Genomic DNA, 17,730 nt, shown 5'->3' on the forward strand with positions numbered 1-17,730 from the left:
GATCGTATCAAATTTTGAACGTAAGTATTTCGTAAGGAATGGATAAGAAAAAAGAGAGTTTTATCATATAGGATGAAAGTATAGCTTGAATCAATATGATATGAATAGAGGAGAGAAAGCCTTATGAAAAAATGTTATTCTATTAAGTTAGCGAGTTTGGCAATTTTATTAGCGGGTACTACTTTATTCACACCAGGTTTTACTGTAAAAGCAGAGTCTACTCAAAATATTTCTAGTTCGTCAGAAGCGCAGGATCAAAAGAATCGGAATGGTTGGAAACAAGTCATGCAGGAAACAATCCAAATTGGAGCGCCAGGGGTACTAGCTAAGACGTATAATAACGGAAAAATTAGTAGTTATAATGCTGGCGTCGCGGATTTAAGTACAAAGAAATCGATGAAATCAGATTATCGCTTTCGGATTGCTAGTGTGACGAAGACTTTTACTGCTACGACTGTTCTTCAATTAGTAGGAGAAAATCGCGTGCAACTTGACGATCCAATTGAAAAATGGTTACCGGGTCTCGTAAAAGGAAATGGGTATGATGGCAATCAAATTACGATACGTCAACTTTTGAATCATACGAGTGGTATAGCTGAATACTTAAAGTCAAAAGACGCGGACTTTACGAATACAAGAAAATCGTATACAGCTGAAGAATTAGTGAAAATTGGACTTTCTTATCCACAAGATTTTTCACCAGGTAAGGGATGGTCATATTCAAACACAGGATACGTAATACTAGGAATGCTTATTGAAAAAATAACTGGAAATAGTTATGCGGAAGAAATTGAAAAGAGAATTATTGAACCTCTGGACTTGTCAAACACATTTTTACCAGGGAATTCAACCGTTATTCCAGGAAATAATCATGCTCGAGGGTATTTGAAAATTGACGGAACGAGTGAGCTGAAAGACGTAACGTATTATAATCCGAGTATAGGTAGTTCAGCTGGAGATATGATTTCTAATGCGGACGATTTAAATAAATTCTTTTCATCTTTACTCGGTGGTAAGTTACTGAAGGAACGTGAGCTAAAAGAAATGCTTACTACAGTTCCTACAGAAGGAGAAGGTGTTGGTGATGCATATGGCCTTGGAATCTATGAGACTAAACTTCCAAACGGTATTTCAGTTTGGGGTCACGGAGGAGCAATTCCTGGGTTTATGACTTTTGCTGGCGGAGTAATTGGAGGCAAGCATACATTTGCTGTCAATGTTAACTCTTTAGGTCCGGTTGATATTCTTAAACAGTTTAATAAAATGATGCAAATAGAATTTAAGAAATAGATGAAAAGAATGCAAATGGCATCCTGCTTTAAAGGAAAGTATTAGCATTCATAGTATGACATCAAGTGTAATTCAACCTTATAGTTTAGTATAAAAAAGGATGTCAGTTACACGACATCCTTTTTTATTGAGGATCAAAGAGAGTTTATAATTCTGAAAATTGTTATTTTTATAATCATTTCATATAATGAAAGGTATAGGGCTATACAGGGGAGTAATGAATGGAGAATACTTTAGTTAGTTAATTGTTTTTATTTTAATAAATAAAAGTAAATTGATTTGGAGTGAAATTCATTGGGAGAAAATCAGTTTAGATGGAGTAACAAGCAATTAAGAGAACATGTTGAAGTAATAGATGGCAAAAGAAGTCCGCACATTTTGTTCAAGAATGCAACATATTTAAATTCCTATATGCGCGAGTGGGTGCAAGCAAATATTTGGATCTATGATGACCGCATTATATATGTAGGAGAAAAACTACCAGAGCAACTACACGAATGTGAAGTCATTGATTGTGATGGAAAGTATATAGTTCCAAGTTACATAGAACCGCATGCACATCCATATCAATTATATAATCCTGAAACTTTAGCAAATTATGCGATGCAATTTGGGACGACGACGTTTATTAATGATAATTTAACTTTATTTTTCACATTACAACGTGAAGAAGCATTTCGTGTATTAGATGAATTTGAAAAGATTCCAGCAAGTATGTATTGGTGGTGTCGTTTTGATGGGCAAACTGAATTGCAAAACGGCGAATCTTTATTTAATCGTGAAGAAATAATAGGGTGGCTTAAGCATAAAGCAGTTCTTCAAGGCGGTGAGCTAACGGCGTGGCCAAAGTTATTACATGGCGATGATGAAATGTTATATTGGGTGCAGGAAACGAAACGATTACATAAAAAAGTGGAAGGGCATTTTCCAGGAGCATCTGAAACGACTTTAGCAAAGTTAAAGCTGTTAGGTACAGATTGTGATCATGAAGCGATGACAGGGCAGGAAGCTTTCGCTCGTCTTATGCAAGGTTACACTGTTTCCCTTAGGAATTCTTCAATCCGCCCAGATTTAGAAGTTTTACTGAAAGAATTGCTAGAACTAGGAGTAAAGCAGTTTGATAGATTCATTCTCACTACAGACGGCTCACATCCGTCATTTTATGAAAATGGAATGACGAATAGGATGATAGAAATAGCGATAAAGCAAGGGGTTCCAGTAATTGATGCTTATCATATGGCAAGCTATAATATTGCTCGTTATTATAATGTGGAGCATTTACATGGTTCAATTGCGACAGGTAGAATTGCTAATATTAATATTTTGGAAAGTAAAGAAAATCCGATTCCAATAAGTGTAATTGCAAAGGGGAAATGGATGAAGCGTGACGGAATAAACAAAAATGCATCATTACATATAGACTGGAGTAAATTCAAAGTAACGCCATTATTATTAAACTGGTCCATAGAAAAAGAGGATATGATTTTTTCTCATAAAATGGGTATACAATTATTAAATAACGTTATAACAAAACCATATATGAGTGAAATCGATTTAAACCGTGATGAACTTTCTCTAAATCATGATGAGTGTTTTCTTATGATGATTGCTCGTGATGGTACGTGGCGAGTGAATACAGTTGTAAAAGGCTTTGCAAAAAAATTAGGAGGCCTTGCTAGCACTTATTCTGGTACAGGTGACATCATTCTTATTGGGAAGAATAAAGAAGATATGCTTACAGCTTTTCATAGAGTAAAAGAGCTTGGCGGGGGAATGGTAATAGCTGAAAAGAATGAAGTATTACACGAAATTGCATTACCATTGCTCGGGATTATGTCTAATTTGAAAATGAATGAATTAATACAGGAAGAGAAACAGATGGTGAAATTATTGCAAGAGCGTGGCTACGCATATGACGATCCGGCATTTACCATTTTATTCTTTTCTGCGACGCACCTGCCTTTTATACGGGTAACGCCTATAGGACTATATGATGTGAAAAATAGTAAGGTAGTGGCTTCACCGGTGAATTTGATAAAGCAATGTTAATATGAAAGGCCCTATAAAAGTCCAATTTATAGGGCCTTTCACATTGTTAGCATAAGAATATTGCAAGCCTCAAATAATATAGTATCTAAGTTACTTGAGGTGAAACGTAAGTATGAAAAAAATATTGTATATTTTAAGTGTATTTATATTATGTGTATCTATTCAACAAGTTGTACATTCTCAAACAGATGCACCAGAGCTATCTTCTGATTGTCTTGAAAAAAGGAAAATTCGAGATGACAAGCATGTGAAAAATATAATAAGTGATATTAAATCCACATTTAATTTAAAAATTGATGAACATAGTTTTTGGGAAGTAAGTAAAAGAGATCTGGAGGCTGCGTATTTGATGTATGGTGGGTGGGAAAATGATTCTTATTATAATTCGCTAACTAAAATTTATGATAGTGGTGGATTTAGCGAGCAGCCTAGCTTATTCATGAGGGTACAAGAAGCATTTTTACTTTATAAAGAAAAAGATAATATCAATGTAATGAAACACTTAAACCTAGATGTTGAAAAAGGGGAATGGATCGTTATAGAAACGAAAAAGAAGAAAGGGAAAAAAGTGAAATTCAAGCCGTTACAATGTGAAAAAAAATATTTGAAAAAGAGAAATGAGTACCATAATCTAAAATGAAATAACGGAATTTTGAATGCGGAAAATTTCGTTAATAATTGTAAATAAAGTGGTTGGAATTCCTAGTAATTTCGCCATAAAAAAACGTCATTTTTTATTTTAAAATGACGTTTTTTATACTTAAAGCTTTTGCATCGCACTTTCAATCCTCTTCACCAAATCAGTTGACACTTTATGAAAATACCCTAAAACGACCTTTCTAATATCATCGGAGATAACTTTCAAATCACTAGCTAAGTTTTTAGCAAGATGTTCTTTTTCAATCGGTTTTAACTTCGCATAAAATTCACTAGGCTGCGTAAAGTCATCCTGTTTCGTAATAGAAGTTCTTTCAAGTTTACCTTCAACGTATCTTCCGTCACCGCTCGTTATTTGATTAGCAGGTGTCCAATTTTGCTGTTGGTTAATTGTTATTTTGCGAAATTCAGGTCCAATTCTTCTTCTTTGTGAATCACTATAAATGTTAGCGCGTCCTTGCAGCATTTTATCATCTGATAATTCAGCGCCGTCTAGTAAATTAGAAGGGGAGAAAGCGACTTTTTCTACTTCTTCCATATAATTTTCAGGATTTTTATTTAATATCATTTTGCCGACTGGTATAAGAGGATACGACTTTTCATCCCATACCTTTGTATCATCTAAAGGGTCATAAGAAAGATGTGCTTCATCTTTCGGATCCATGAGCTGGACATATAAACCATATTCCACTGGTTTACCATTTGCAATTGCATCATATAAATCTTTCCCGCTATAATCAGGGTTTTCGGCAGCCAGTTTATTTGCTTCCTCACTAGTAATGAATTGTACACCTTCAAATGGGTACCAATGATACTTTACATACTTTCGAGTACCTTCTGCATTTCTCCAAACATATGTATTAACACTATGTCCTGGGATGTGGCGAAGACTTTTGGCCGTACCAGCATCAGAGTATAAATGGACAACGAAATGAATGGATTCAGGTGCTCTAGCGACAAATCTCCAAAATCTATTCGGGTCTATTAAGTTATTTATAGGTGAAGGTAACAACGCTTGAATCGTTTCAGGGAAACGCATCGGATCACGAACAGAAAAGACAGGAATGTGATTACATAAAAGATCGAAAATGCCTTCCTTTGTATAAAACTTTGTAGAAAAACCGCGTACATTTCTAGAAGTGTCAGGTGTTCCTTTCGTACTAACAGCTAATGAAAATCGAACCATAACAGGAACTTTCTCATTAGAATTTTGTAGAAAACTTAACTTTGTATGTTCTGACATTGGATAGATCGTTTGAAAATAACCGAACGCACCAAATCCTTTTACATGAACAGGTCTTTCTAAAATTTTTTCGTGAATAAATTCTTGTAACGTCTCGTGAAGTACACTATCTTGCTTTAAAATAGGTCCACGTGAACCAACTGTTTGAGAGTGATGTTTGGCTGGTTCATTAAGTTCTCGATTGATATTAAAGGATTCTCCTAATAAAGATTCCCGCTGTTTATCATGTTTTTCATCCATCGATATAGCCTCCAAATCTTTTTTGTCCATTGTTACTAAATATGATTTTATAGCGTTGATTATGTATGACACGCAAAGTTCAAACTAGTAACAGACCGCTAGATGAAAAAAACACGTATGTAGTGGACCTGTTGAAATAGAAGAAATTATGGAAAAATGAATATCGGGAAGGAAATTCCTATTAAAATATTAATCTGAAAAATGAATTTATACATGAATTTATAGAGAATGAACATAAATAAACAGGGGAAATAACTAGGAGGAATTTAAAATGTCGGATTGGTTTCAATTAGATAAAGAATACATTATGCCTACGTATTGTCGTACGGAGGTTGCGATAGAAAGAGGAGAAGGAAGTAAACTTTATGATGTAGATAGTAAAGAGTATTTAGATTTATTTTCTGGTGTAGGAGTAAACGTATTAGGATACAATCACCCTAAAATTGTGCAAACAACAATGGAACAAGTTACGAAATCGTTGCATCTTCCATTTCATTTTTTAAATCCAGTTGCGATTGAGTATGCAAAGAAATTAGTTGATTGCTCTTTAAAAAACGGAAAGGTCTTTTTTACAAACTCTGGTACGGAAGCGACAGAAACGACGTTAAAATTAATTGATAAATATAAATCTATTACGAATGAAGAACGTGACGGAGTAGTTGTGCTGAAAGATAGTTTCCACGGGCGAACATTAGGGGCGTTACATTTTACGAGACAAGAAAATGTATATCAAAATTTCCCTAAAACATCGATTCCTGTATATGAAGTGGAACGTGAAAATATAGAACAATTAGAAGAAATAATTATTAACGAAAATCCCATTGCAATTATGTTAGAGCCTGTTTTAGGAAGCGGGGGGATCTATCCTTTATCAAGTGAATATTTACATGGTGTTCAATATCTATGTGATAAATATAATGTACTTCTCATAGTCGATGAAGTACAAAGTGGTATGGGGAGAACAGGAAAACTATTCGCTTATCAAAATTTCAATATTACACCCGATATTATTCAAATTGGCAAAGGAGCAGGAGGCGGGATACCGCTAGGGGGAATTATTGTAGGTGAAAAATTATGTGATGTATTTGCACCAGGAGATCACGGCACAACGTTTGCTCATTCTTCAATGGGAACCGCTTTAGGGTTAACGGTTTTAAATACATTGATTGACGATGGTTTAATGCAAGAAGCGTATGAAACGTCACACTATCTAAATGATAAATTGCAAGAAATTCAGAAAGAAAATTCTTATTATATTCAGGAAGTACGCCATGCTGGTATGATGTTTGGAATTAGTTTGAATGATACGAATGAAAACGTAAAGAAATTACAGGTAAAGCTAATGGAGAAAGGGATGTTAGTTGACGTTACACAAGGGAACATCATCCGTTTACTTCCGCCATATATAATTACAAAAGAAGAAATCGATACATTTGTTAATGAGTTTATCTCTTGTATGCATAGTTTAGCAGCTACAAGTGTTTAAAAACTTTAATGAAAAATCACCTTATTTTTAATGCAAATAGGAAGAAAATAGTGGTAAAAAAATAAAATTACGTAAAAAAATAAAAAGCTGAAAAAGGTACTCATATAGCGCCTTCTTCAGCTTTTTATAATACTAAAATTAATTAACCTAAGGAGCATCTCATTGGACAAATAATTAATTATGTGAAACAATAATAACAGATAAGGAGACATTAATTTTCCTTAAGTGCTTCTAATTAATTTTATTCAATAAGAGAAGGTGTGCTTAAAGAAGTTAAATTAAATAAGGAGCTGTTTTATTATATGCAACAAAATAATGATTTGAATTTTGAACCTCAAGACGTTAATATTGTCAATCCTAAACAAGCCAGGAAAGCAGTAATTGCTACTGGTATAGGGAATGCAATGGAGTGGTTTGACTTCGGATTATACGCGTATTTAGCGGTTATCTTAAGTCAATTATTCTTCTCAGGTGTTAATAATAGTGGATTGCAACTTGTACTTACATTCGGTACATTTGCAGCAGCCTTTCTCGTTCGACCAATCGGAGGTGTATTCTTTGGTAGAATAGGAGATAAGTACGGCCGAAAAATCGTGTTAAGTACTACTATTATTTTAATGGCACTTTCTACATTATTCATCGCATTACTACCAACCTATGAACAAATTGGTGTATGGGCACCAATACTACTTTTAGTTGCCCGAATGATTCAAGGCTTCTCTACAGGCGGCGAATATTCAGGTGCAATGGTTTATATCGCAGAATCTTCTCCAGATAAAAAGCGTGGTATACTCGGTAGTGGTCTTGAAATTGGAACACTCTCAGGTTACATTGCTGCATCGGTAATTGTTACCATTTTGACGTTATTGTTAACAGATGAACAAATGCTCAGCTGGGGCTGGCGTATTCCTTTCTTAATAGCTGCACCAATTGGTTTGGTCGGTTTATATTTACGCCGTCATTTAGATGAATCTCCCATCTTTGAAGAGATGGAAAAAGCACAAGAGGAATCTGAAGACAACGAACAATTTTCATTTATGGATATATTAAAATATCACAAAAAAGACTTCTTATTAAGCACAGTTATTGTCGCCTTCTTTAATATTACAAATTATATGATTCTTTCGTATATTCCTTCTTATCTAACTCAAGTACTTAAAGTCAAAGAAACAACTGGCTTATTAATTATTTCTATTACGATGGCACTTATGATTCCACTGGCCCTTTATTTCGGTAAATTAAGTGATAAAATTGGTAATAAACGTGTCGTGCAAATTGGTTTACTTGGTTTAACAGTATTTGCAATTCCAGCATTTTTACTAATAGGTAATGGACATATTGCAGCTATATTTGCAGGTATTTTCATTTTAGGATTCTTCCTAAGTGTATATGAAGGAACACTACCTTCATTATTACCATCACTATTTTTCACCGATGTACGTTATCGAGCACTTTCGATCTCATTTAATATTTCTGTATCGATATTCGGTGGAACAACACCGCTCGTATGTTCATACTTAGTTCATGCAACCGGTAACCCGCTTGCACCGGCATTTTATTTAGCAGGTGTAAGTATTATTGGATTAGTTGCATTTAGTGTATTATTCGTTACAACTTCAGGACGTGCACTTAAAGGTTCATATCCTACAGTTGAAACGAAAAAGGAAGCACACCTAATCGCTAAAGAAGACCCTGAAGAAACACTTTGGTGGTATGAAGAGTCGTTAGAAATTGAAGCAGGGAAAAATGCTTCAATTTAAAAAGTAACTTAGAAGTATAAAAAGACTCCTATGAAAATAGGAGTCTTTTTTGTTATGTTATTTCTTTCTTTTCTTCAAACTCTTCTGATACAAGTAAAGTTTATGAATCTCTTCCTTAAATTCTTGAAGTAGTATCATATCCTCACGATTCGAATATCTTACTGCATTATAAGCATCTATAATAATATGACTCTGAATATTTGCACCTTCTTCAAGATTTATTCTTTCTAACCAAGCCTCAACCGTTTCTCCTCGCTCTCGGTTTAAAGGGGGGGATAGTTTGCTCTCGAGTTTGAAAATTTCTTTCCGAATTTCGTTATTTGGTGGTTTATTTCGTTTGAACCGTTTTTGACCGGTTCCTTCTTTATCAGCAATGATAGTAGATTCGAAGATAGGCATATTTGGTAAACTTAAATGTTTTCGATTTTTTATTATTTTCCTTACGACATAAATAGCGATGACTGTACAGACTATTATTGTAGCGGTATTTATGAGTATTGGGTCAAAATCAGGAAGTTTTTTCCCGTCTTCAATTCGTGGCTTTAAGAGATGTCCTTTATTTGCCCAAACTCCTTCTGTATCTTTCATTTCAGCTGCTTTAATTAATGGCATTAGAGCATAGCCGACTCCTAATGCGATAAATTCTGTCATAAAACCAAACATAAGTCGAATAAAAGGGAACACTTGAACAATTAACATACTCATTACACCAATCGTAATGATAGAAGCAAAACGTAATAGTTGTTGTTTACGATTTGCCCCGGTTAACCAAAAGGTAATCATAATGTGTAAAGCTAATAGTAACACTTTCCACAATGGCGGAAAGGGGGCATAAAATATTGCTGAAACGACAAACCATACAATACCGCCTAACGATTTTTGAACTGGATAGCCAGGTCCGACCGCGTGTACGATAAAGAAGAAAAGCGGTAACATAATTGTTCCAAATAAAGAGAAAGGGAGAAGGAAAGAAAAACCGACTATTTGAATAACTAACAGTATTACAAACCCTGTTGTTTTTTTCTTCATTAATTTATGAATAAGAAATACCCCTACATAGCCTGTTGTTAAAAATATTGCAATACCAATGAGTTCATCTCTTTCCGTTAATAATGAAAGAAGGAGGAGTAGAATAAAGTCATTAACGTGATAGAGCCAAGTTTTCAAGCTTTTCCACCATCCCTTCATTATTAATGAGAAACGTAGGCTGAGATAGAAGAGGGAGCTCATGCTTCTGCGTACCAATGTATATCATTGTTGATGAGCGCTCTCTTTTTCTCGTTAAATAGTGAAGAAATCCTTGTTTCGGAAGTAACGTACTATCATCTGAAATACGTGCTAATTCCTCTAAAGCCTTCCCGTAATGTGTTTGTCCTTCGTTTAATGGTAAATGCAATGCACCAGCTTCTGCTAATACACTAATAAATAATTCAAACGGTATTTGATGCTTCGTTGCGAATTGACAAATGTATGTTGTAAATGAAATAAGGTCTTCTACATTTTCTTTCCAACCGAATCCGCGATCAGCAGCTAAAGAAAGACAAATCGTCCAACTATAATTTTTTACAGGTTCATATTGCTTCGCTTGTAACGCCTGCATTTTAGCAGATGCTTTCCAATGAATAGAGCGGAAAGACTCACGTTCATATCGCTTTACACCGATAATGGATGTTTCATCATTGTAAAAAGAGAAATTCGTTCGATACGAACCTGTTAATAATTGCTGAAGTTTTTGTAAACCGGCTACTTCTTTAGGAGTAGGGTATACAATAATTTCAGTCTTTAATTTATCGAAAACAGGTAAATGTACAGTTAAAAGATGAAAAGGATCTTTTAAAACACATTCGAACTGTTCAATTTGAAACACACCACGCTTCGTTGCGGTTAATGTTAAATCCCATTTTTGTGCTGAATGAGCAGGTTGTGAAAATGGGAAAGAAAATAACGTTTTTGATATTTGTTCAATCCCTTGATCTTTATGCGGTATAAGGGACGAATTTAAATGAAAATAACAAACACCATTAACGAGTGGTATATTTGCTCCATTTTTTAAATGAATAAAAAACTGTCCGGATTCATCAGGGAAAAGCCGAGTTGTTTGTTTTTCATTTATAACTTGAAATCTTTTCTCTATGTAAGCGACATATTTATAAATGAAAATCGCAAATAAATAATAGAAGAAAAAGAGAAACATAATAATTCGTTGCGGCAGAAAAAACGTAAAAAGTAAAGCGATGGGCACAGTTAATTGAATAATGTGGATTTGAAAAAATAAAGGTACAGTTACAACGCGCTGTCCATTCATGCTTGTTCAATCTCCACAGGTACGTCAACTTCTTTTAAAATCCTTTGCGTGATTTCATTTTTTGTCGTGCGTAAGGCACCTTCCATTGATAAGACGATACGGTGATTCCAAACGGAAGGAACTAAAAATTGTATATCTTCAGGTGTGCAATATTCTCTGCCGCGTAAAAAGGCTAATGCTTGAACGGCACGTACTAAAGCTAATGTAGCACGCGGGCTTACACCGTTAGCAATGAAATCATGATTTCTTGTAGCGTGAGCAAGTTTAATAATGTAGTGTTCTAACGGTTCTGATACGAAAATTTCTTTCACTTGTTTCTGCGCTTTTAAAATGTCTTCTAAAGAAATGACTGATGTGACGCTTTCTAAAGGTGTATTGTTACGAAAACGACGCATCATTTTTAATTCATCTTCAGGAGCCGGATAACCAATTGAAATCGTCATTAAAAAGCGATCAAGCTGTGCATCTGGAAGAGGAAAAGTTCCTTGTGATTCAATCGGGTTTTGCGTCGCAATAACAAAGAATGGTTTCGGAAGAGGAGTAGACTGCTTTTCAAGCGTTACTTGTCGTTCTTCCATAGCTTCTAACAAACTAGATTGTGTTCTCGGCATCGCGCGGTTAATTTCATCTGCAAGTAGTATATTTGTCATAATTGGTCCAAGTCTTAATTCGAATTCACTAGTTTTTGGATTGAAATATTCAATACCTGTTACATCACTCGGAAGTACATCAGGGGTAAATTGAACGCGAGAAAAATTACCACCAATGCTTTTTGAAATTGTTTTTGCAAGTAATGTTTTTCCGGTGCCAGGCACATCTTCGAGTAGTACATGTCCATCAGCAAGCAATGAAACGAGTAATAGATCTATAACATTGTCTTTACCGACAAAAACGGACCTTATGTTATCTTTCAATTTATTTATCATATGTATCATTCCTTTCAAAATATAAACGGATATTTCTATATTTTAACAAATTATTCAGAAAATTGATATGATTTTTTAATTTAAAGAAATAGATATTAAGTTATTAAATTACTCTTGCATATTTTGGAATATGATTATACAATATCGATATATGATGTATCGTTAGTCGATATATCATGAAGCGATGTATCGGAGGTAGTTATAATGAATGCGAAAGCGCAAAAATATATTCCGTTAACTGAAGCAACCTATTACATATTATTGTCACTTGTGAAGCCAATGCACGGTTACGGAATTATGCAAATGGTAGAAGAGATGACAAATGGGGAAGTAAAACTAGGTCCTGGTACTTTATATGGGAATACGACGAAGTTACTAAAAGAAAAGTTAATAGTCGAAGTTGCCTCTACGGACAGAAAGAAGTGCTACGAATTAACACCATTTGGTAGAGAAGTGTTAGAGCTAGAGTATAACAGATTGCAAAGATCTGTAAGGAATGGAAACAGTATATTAGGGGAGTGAATGGAAGATGGAGACAAAGAAGATATTCAAACCTTTCGCGGTATGGAGCTTAGAAAAAGAAGAAGCTTTTTTACGGAATATGCACCAACAAGGCTGGGCATTACAAAAATATAATATAATGTATACGTTTAAGAAAACTAAGCCGAAAGATGTAGTATATAAAGCGGATTTTAGATTGGATTATAAAGATTCAAAGGAAAAACAAAAAGAATATATTAAAATATATGAAATGTGTGGATGGAAACATGTAACGAGTTTTGCAAAATGGAATTATTTTTGTAAAGATGTAGAAGAGGAAAAAGAGTTGCCTGATATTTATTCAGAAAAGGAAACGAAGGTACAAAAAATGAAGGAATTACTACAATTTTTTGCCTTTATTTCAATAACTATATTACCCTCAATGTATAACGCATTTTTAAGTTCAACAGAATCAAGAGTGCCAATTTGGGCGAAAGTTATGCTGGGGTTTGTTGGTTGTATGTATATGTATCTCTTTATAAGGCTCTCTTGGAAAATTAAGAAATTGAAAAGCGAAATATTATAATAAAGAGTGGATTTTAAAAGAAGATGATTTCGTAGATAATTATACTGGAATCATCTTCTTTCATTTCTATGTAATTTTATTTTGTTCACTCTTTTTTACATAATAAAAGACTATATATTTAAGGAATATAACTAACAGTTACAAAGAATAATTACTAGTAATAATACCTAAAAAAATCATAAATAATGAACTACTGATTAATACTATTTTATTAGAGTTTTGATGTTTAAAGTGGTAATAAAGTAAAAAGCCGCAAACAGTAGAAACAGTCCATATAGCTAGACTGTAAGGAGTTGTTATCTTCTTCCAATCGAAAATCCAAAAGTAGAGTATGATCATGTGGCAAACTAATAGTAGTAATGCGGATGGAATCATTAATCTGTTATTAAATATCATTTATTTCACCTCTCTTATGTAAATATTACTAAAAGAGTATGGAGTTTAAAATATAATATGGAAGAAATACGTTTTGTACTACCGCATTAAAAGGAAAAATCCCTTATAGAAAAATCTATTTCTATAAGGGATAGTAATGATTTTATGAAAAAGACTGATTTTGAGCAGGTTTAATAAATTGTTCTGGATTTTCAACAAGCCCGCATACAGCACATTGGACACGGTAAGTAGGTCCTTGATAAGCCATATGAAAAGCATTCATCGTTTCATTTGTGTATTCTTCTTCTACTTGACCAGTTTGTGGATTTAATTTGACTGGTTTTACTTGTTGCTCAAGAATATTAAAGCGAGTACGGTTCGTTTTACAGCTTGGACATAGCATTGGTTCCATATGTATACACCTCCATTTGTAGCATTTCTTAAGCGGTATGATTTTATGCAAGTAAAAAAACTTTCTCAATATAAATAGGTGTTTAATGCATTTAAAATTCAGAAAAAATAAAATATAATAAAAGTACGAACTGGTTATGTCCAAACCAAATCTCCTGTTTTATGCCAATAAGCTGGGGGGCCGAGAAATCGGCCTCATTTTTTTGTGCTCGGCTCTATGAGGTACAAGGTTTTTAAAAACATTTGTCGAATTTTTAGAGGTGAAGGTAAAGGGGGAATAATTATGAACTTAAAAATGAAATACATTATTTTATATGTAGAAAAGTTTGAACAATGTCTTCAGTTTTATAAAGAAATTTTAAAATTACCAATAAGAGCTGAACACGGTACATATATTGAATTTGAAACGGGAGCAACAATTTTAGCGATGAATACACGAGAGGATGTTAAGGCGTTAACGGGACTACCTCTTACAGAAGGTGTACTACAATCTTCTCATTTTGAGTTAGGGTTTGTTGTAGAGAATGTAAAGGAAACGATTGAGAAATTAAAAGAACAAGGGGTTAAAGTTCTAGTTGAGCCAATCGTAAAACCGTGGGGACAAACTATTGCTTACATTGCTGATCCAGACGGTAATTATATTGAAATTTGTAGTTCATTAGAATAGAGGGAGAAAAAGAGGATGGGGTTTCCAAAATTAGAAACAGAACGTTTACTATTAAGAGAACTTACACTATTAGATGCAGAAGCGATGTTCCATTATTTTTCAAAAGAATCTGTTATTCGTTATTTCGGAATGGACTCTTTCGAAAATATTGAGCAAGCGAAAACGACTATTCAAACGTTTAGAAAGCGAAATGAAGAGGGAAATGTGTTTCGCTGGGGGATAGAGAAGAAAGGCACGGATCAATTAATCGGTACGTGTGGGTTTCATTTAATTAACAATCACCATAAACGAGCTGAAATTGGCTATGAGCTAGATGATACATATTGGGGACAAGGATACGCAACCGAAGCACTGCAAGCAATGCTAGCTTACGGATTTGAAACGTTGCACTTTATAAGAATTGCAGCTGTCGTATATATAGAAAATGAAGCTTCCCGTAATTTATTAAAAAAATCTGGGTTTCAAGAAGAAGGATTACTTCGAAAATATATGATTCAAAATGATGTTGCTCATGACACGGTCGTTTATTCATTATTAAAAGAAGATTGGCAAAAGTAATGAGCACAAATGAAATAATGAAAGTTATTCAGGAACATAAAGATGAGCGATTTATACTAGGTATAGACGGACTAAGTCGTTCGGGTAAAACAACATTGGTTAAAAAATTAGAAGAAAATATGAAACGAAGTGGAATCTCGTTTCATATTTTTCATATTGATGATCACATTACCGAGCGAAATAAGCGATATAATACTGGATTTGCAGAGTGGTACGAGTACTATAACCTTCAATGGGAAATTGATTGGTTGCTGCGAAACCTTTTTCAAAAGTTACAAAGCGACATTGAATTAGAATTACCTTTTTATCATGATGAAACCGACTCATGTGAAATGAAGGAAATACATCTTCCTTTAGTAGGTGTAATAATTGTAGAAGGAGTTTTTCTACAGCGAAAAGAATGGAGAGATTTCTTTCATTATATGGTGTACTTAGATTGCCCAAGAGAGAAAAGATTTCTGCGAGAAAGCGAAGAGACACGAAAGAAACTTTCGAAGTTTCAAAATAGGTATTGGAGAGCAGAGGATTATTATTTGGAGATGGAATTGCCGAAGGATGGGGCGGATTTAGTAATATGTAACGATATTAAATAGAAGGTGTAAGAAATGAGGTTTTCAAGTAGTTATTTATAAAGAACTATCAATTTTAATAAAGACTGTATCTTTCAATTTAAAGGTACAGTCTTTATTTTCTATATACTTCCATACGTTATTTCCCCCTGTATTCAACAAGTTATATATAAAATGAGTATAGTAATAAATAATGTAAAATGAAGTGTAGCTGATAGGTTTAGTAAGGGTGTCTATCGTGGTTGTTAGCTAAGGGAAGAAAGAAACATTAATTACCATAATTATAGTAATTAATAAATTGGAAATTATGATTTGAGTAAAGATGTTTTTACAAAAGGTGTGGAAACACCAAATTAAAAACTTATCCGATAGAAAGCACTGAGTATTCTTATTGCATGGTACATGGCTTTTTGTTTTTAGAGCAACTCTTTGGTGGCTCTTTTATTATGTGAAAATTATATAAGCTATGTGAGAGTTGAAAAAATAGCATAGTATCTTTCTCAATGTACATATTAAGTGAAGTGCGTCATATGTACATAAAAGGCGGGATAATATGGATAAAAATAAGAGGAATGACGAATTGGATGAGTTTAAGAAACGTTGGTTTAATGAAGATAATCAACCAGTAGCTGGAATAGAGTTAGCTTTGCCACCTGATATTGGAAGCATGTTAGACTCGAAACTCATTAATGATGAAAGTAGAGAAAGTAAAAATGAATAACTTTTATCTAAGCATCCATTCGGGTGCTTTTTATTTTGGAGGAGAAAGTAAAGTGGAACTAACTAAACAAGAACAAATAGTTATTATCGGTAGGTTAATTATACGTATGAAAAGGGTATACGTCACCGTAACAAGTGTGTTGTTAATTTTGTAGCGTTATATGTTCCAGGGGAAAATGGGATAATTGCTGCAGAAGTATCTGTTTTTTTAACCAAATTATGGTTATTCATGCTAATATGAACTCATAGCTATATAGAAGGGGTGGGTAATTATGAAAACAGAAATAGTTCCCAAGAAGAAGTATAGCATAATAAGCTATGTATCTTTACTCATCGGGATTATGTGTTTTTTATTCGTTTTTATAACTCCGACGAGGATAGCGAATGCGGGTAATATAGTGGGAGGTTATATTACAATTGCTCTGACAGGCGTAGGTATTATACTTTCAAGCATTGGAATTGCGAAACAAACAGAGAAGAAGGCAATTGTAATTATCTCATTAATACTTTCCTCATCTTTCTTCATTTTTTGGATTATCGCGATTATCTTATTGTTTACTGGGCAAATAAGTTTTGCGCCTTAATGAGCAATAAAAAGAGTCCTTCATTAATAGAAGGACTCTTTTTATTCGGTATCTTCAGGTTGATATTCTAAAATATCCCCAGGTTGGCATTCTAATGCTTTACAAATAGCATCTAAAGTTGAAATTCTAATTGCTTTTGCTTTTCCATTTTTTAATATAGAAAGGTTAGCCATTGTAATTCCAACCTTCTCTGAAAGCTCTGTTACGCTCATTTTTCTTTTAGCTAACATTACATCAATATTAATTATTATTGCCATGTTATTCACCTCAGACCGTTAAATCATTTTCTGATTTTATATCTATCGCATCTTTTAAAAGTCTTTGGAGAACGGCAGCAAAGACTGCGATAACCATTGAAGCAAAGATTAGAAGCATCCCAAGTATAATAATACCAGGTGCGTCATCTCTCTCTGCCACAAGATAGAAGAGTGGCATGCCTACTACATATAATATACTAATTGTTACTGCGCAGTGTTTTATCTTCTTTAAAGCCCTAACAGATAATTTCGAGAAGGCGTTACCCTTGTCAATGTAGCTTACAAGTTTAAAGGCTTGATATAGAGCAAAATAAAAAGGTATCACTGTTGCATATAGAGTAAGTAACACCAGATATTTTATTAATGCAAAATCGGGGTACAATTCCGCTGCATAATTCCCTATGTTAGGAACTAAAAATATACATAAAGCAAGAACAGGAATACCGATAAGGATAATAGCTGTCTTTAAAAAGAGTGTGGATCCTTGTTTCATTTAAAGCACCTCATTTATTAATTATCTATTAAATCTAACATGAAATTTATCGTTTAACAATAAATTATTATTTA

At 33.8% G+C, this 17,730-nt stretch carries 19 protein-coding genes and 1 pseudogene; 12 read left to right on the top strand and 8 right to left on the bottom strand.

The annotated features are described in order from the left end of the window. Positions 1-123 precede the first annotated feature (123 nt). The 3 genes from Q3V31_RS16040 to Q3V31_RS16050 all read left to right on the top strand — a co-directional run bounded on the left by Q3V31_RS16040 (position 124) and on the right by Q3V31_RS16050 (position 3,979). A complete protein-coding gene (locus Q3V31_RS16040; RefSeq protein WP_016129762.1) occupies positions 124-1,290 on the top strand; it encodes a serine hydrolase domain-containing protein in 1,167 nt (388 codons plus the stop codon). 294 nt (positions 1,291-1,584) lie between these two features. Next, complete coding sequence (locus Q3V31_RS16045) at positions 1,585-3,339, top strand: adenine deaminase C-terminal domain-containing protein (protein ID WP_000504430.1); 1,755 nt, start codon at positions 1,585-1,587, stop codon at positions 3,337-3,339. 112 nt (positions 3,340-3,451) lie between these two features. After that, positions 3,452-3,979, top strand: coding sequence for a hypothetical protein (locus Q3V31_RS16050; RefSeq protein ID WP_329765618.1), 528 nt, complete (start codon positions 3,452-3,454; stop codon positions 3,977-3,979). Positions 3,980-4,099: 120 nt separating this feature from the next. Here the strand turns inward: Q3V31_RS16050 and Q3V31_RS16055 are convergent, their stop codons facing one another. Beyond that, positions 4,100-5,479: a catalase gene (locus Q3V31_RS16055; protein ID WP_071734287.1), complete on the bottom strand. Its 1,380-nt coding sequence runs from the start codon at positions 5,477-5,479 to the stop codon at positions 4,100-4,102. A 271-nt stretch (positions 5,480-5,750) separates the two neighbouring features. On the opposite strand from Q3V31_RS16055, the gene Q3V31_RS16060 reads away from it, so the two are divergent. Together Q3V31_RS16060 and Q3V31_RS16065 are read left to right on the top strand one after the other, a co-directional pair. Beyond that, complete coding sequence (locus tag Q3V31_RS16060) at positions 5,751-6,965, top strand: aspartate aminotransferase family protein (protein WP_001286446.1); 1,215 nt, start codon at positions 5,751-5,753, stop codon at positions 6,963-6,965. 302 nt (positions 6,966-7,267) lie between these two features. Then, a complete protein-coding gene (locus Q3V31_RS16065; protein ID WP_090813606.1) occupies positions 7,268-8,725 on the top strand; it encodes an MFS transporter in 1,458 nt (485 codons plus the stop codon). A gap of 57 nt (positions 8,726-8,782) precedes the next feature. Here the strand turns inward: Q3V31_RS16065 and Q3V31_RS16070 are convergent, their stop codons facing one another. From Q3V31_RS16070 to Q3V31_RS16080, 3 genes are read right to left on the bottom strand one after another with little or no spacing between them, the layout of a single operon-like run. After that, complete coding sequence (locus Q3V31_RS16070; RefSeq protein ID WP_329765619.1) at positions 8,783-9,892, bottom strand: DUF4018 domain-containing protein; 1,110 nt, start codon at positions 9,890-9,892, stop codon at positions 8,783-8,785. Beyond that, positions 9,867-11,030 (bottom strand): DUF58 domain-containing protein, encoded by a 1,164-nt coding sequence (locus tag Q3V31_RS16075; protein WP_090813604.1) that lies wholly within the window; start codon positions 11,028-11,030, stop codon positions 9,867-9,869. Before Q3V31_RS16075 ends, Q3V31_RS16070 begins: the two co-directional genes overlap by 26 nt. Further along, positions 11,027-11,956 (bottom strand): AAA family ATPase, encoded by a 930-nt coding sequence (locus Q3V31_RS16080; protein WP_090813603.1) that lies wholly within the window; start codon positions 11,954-11,956, stop codon positions 11,027-11,029. Before Q3V31_RS16080 ends, Q3V31_RS16075 begins: the two co-directional genes overlap by 4 nt. A 204-nt stretch (positions 11,957-12,160) precedes the next feature. Here Q3V31_RS16080 and Q3V31_RS16085 point away from each other — a divergent pair, with 204 nt between their 5' ends. Both Q3V31_RS16085 and Q3V31_RS16090 read left to right on the top strand, forming a co-directional pair. Then, positions 12,161-12,478 carry a PadR family transcriptional regulator gene (locus Q3V31_RS16085; protein ID WP_000991891.1) on the top strand — a complete coding sequence of 106 codons (318 nt, stop codon included), beginning with the start codon at positions 12,161-12,163 and terminating at the stop codon, positions 12,476-12,478. A 7-nt stretch (positions 12,479-12,485) separates the two neighbouring features. After that, the gene (locus Q3V31_RS16090; protein ID WP_090813602.1) at positions 12,486-13,022 is read left to right on the top strand and encodes a DUF2812 domain-containing protein; all 537 of its coding nucleotides are present in this window, start codon (positions 12,486-12,488) and stop codon (positions 13,020-13,022) included. 118 nt (positions 13,023-13,140) lie between these two features. Here the strand turns inward: Q3V31_RS16090 and Q3V31_RS16095 are convergent. Continuing rightward, positions 13,141-13,418 (bottom strand): annotated as a pseudogene (locus Q3V31_RS16095) (hypothetical protein). Positions 13,419-13,560: 142 nt separating this feature from the next. Then, entirely contained in the window at positions 13,561-13,809 is a 249-nt protein-coding gene (locus Q3V31_RS16100) for a hypothetical protein (RefSeq protein WP_000433610.1), read from the bottom strand. A gap of 282 nt (positions 13,810-14,091) precedes the next feature. Here Q3V31_RS16100 and Q3V31_RS16105 point away from each other — a divergent pair, with 282 nt between their 5' ends. The 5 genes from Q3V31_RS16105 to Q3V31_RS16125 all read left to right on the top strand — a co-directional run bounded on the left by Q3V31_RS16105 (position 14,092) and on the right by Q3V31_RS16125 (position 16,906). Further along, entirely contained in the window at positions 14,092-14,475 is a 384-nt protein-coding gene (locus tag Q3V31_RS16105) for a VOC family protein (protein ID WP_001049873.1), read from the top strand. 15 nt (positions 14,476-14,490) lie between these two features. Then, complete coding sequence (locus tag Q3V31_RS16110; RefSeq protein WP_000506646.1) at positions 14,491-15,033, top strand: GNAT family N-acetyltransferase; 543 nt, start codon at positions 14,491-14,493, stop codon at positions 15,031-15,033. Further along, positions 15,033-15,626 carry a kinase gene (locus tag Q3V31_RS16115; RefSeq protein ID WP_000106088.1) on the top strand — a complete coding sequence of 198 codons (594 nt, stop codon included), beginning with the start codon at positions 15,033-15,035 and terminating at the stop codon, positions 15,624-15,626. Before Q3V31_RS16110 ends, Q3V31_RS16115 begins: the two co-directional genes overlap by 1 nt. A gap of 556 nt (positions 15,627-16,182) precedes the next feature. Next, a complete protein-coding gene (locus Q3V31_RS16120) occupies positions 16,183-16,323 on the top strand; it encodes a hypothetical protein (RefSeq protein WP_165444522.1) in 141 nt (46 codons plus the stop codon). Between the two features lie 271 nt (positions 16,324-16,594). Next, positions 16,595-16,906: a hypothetical protein gene (locus Q3V31_RS16125; RefSeq protein ID WP_329765620.1), complete on the top strand. Its 312-nt coding sequence runs from the start codon at positions 16,595-16,597 to the stop codon at positions 16,904-16,906. A gap of 41 nt (positions 16,907-16,947) precedes the next feature. Here Q3V31_RS16125 and Q3V31_RS16130 read toward each other — a convergent pair whose 3' ends face one another. After that, positions 16,948-17,163 carry a helix-turn-helix domain-containing protein gene (locus Q3V31_RS16130; protein ID WP_000974613.1) on the bottom strand — a complete coding sequence of 72 codons (216 nt, stop codon included), beginning with the start codon at positions 17,161-17,163 and terminating at the stop codon, positions 16,948-16,950. Between the two features lie 10 nt (positions 17,164-17,173). Continuing rightward, positions 17,174-17,656 carry a DUF2975 domain-containing protein gene (locus tag Q3V31_RS16135; protein WP_088009447.1) on the bottom strand — a complete coding sequence of 161 codons (483 nt, stop codon included), beginning with the start codon at positions 17,654-17,656 and terminating at the stop codon, positions 17,174-17,176. Positions 17,657-17,730 lie beyond the last annotated feature (74 nt).

The sequence above is a fragment of the Bacillus nitratireducens genome, from assembly GCF_036320425.1.
Classification (GTDB): Bacteria; Bacillota; Bacilli; order Bacillales; family Bacillaceae_G; genus Bacillus_A; species Bacillus_A nitratireducens.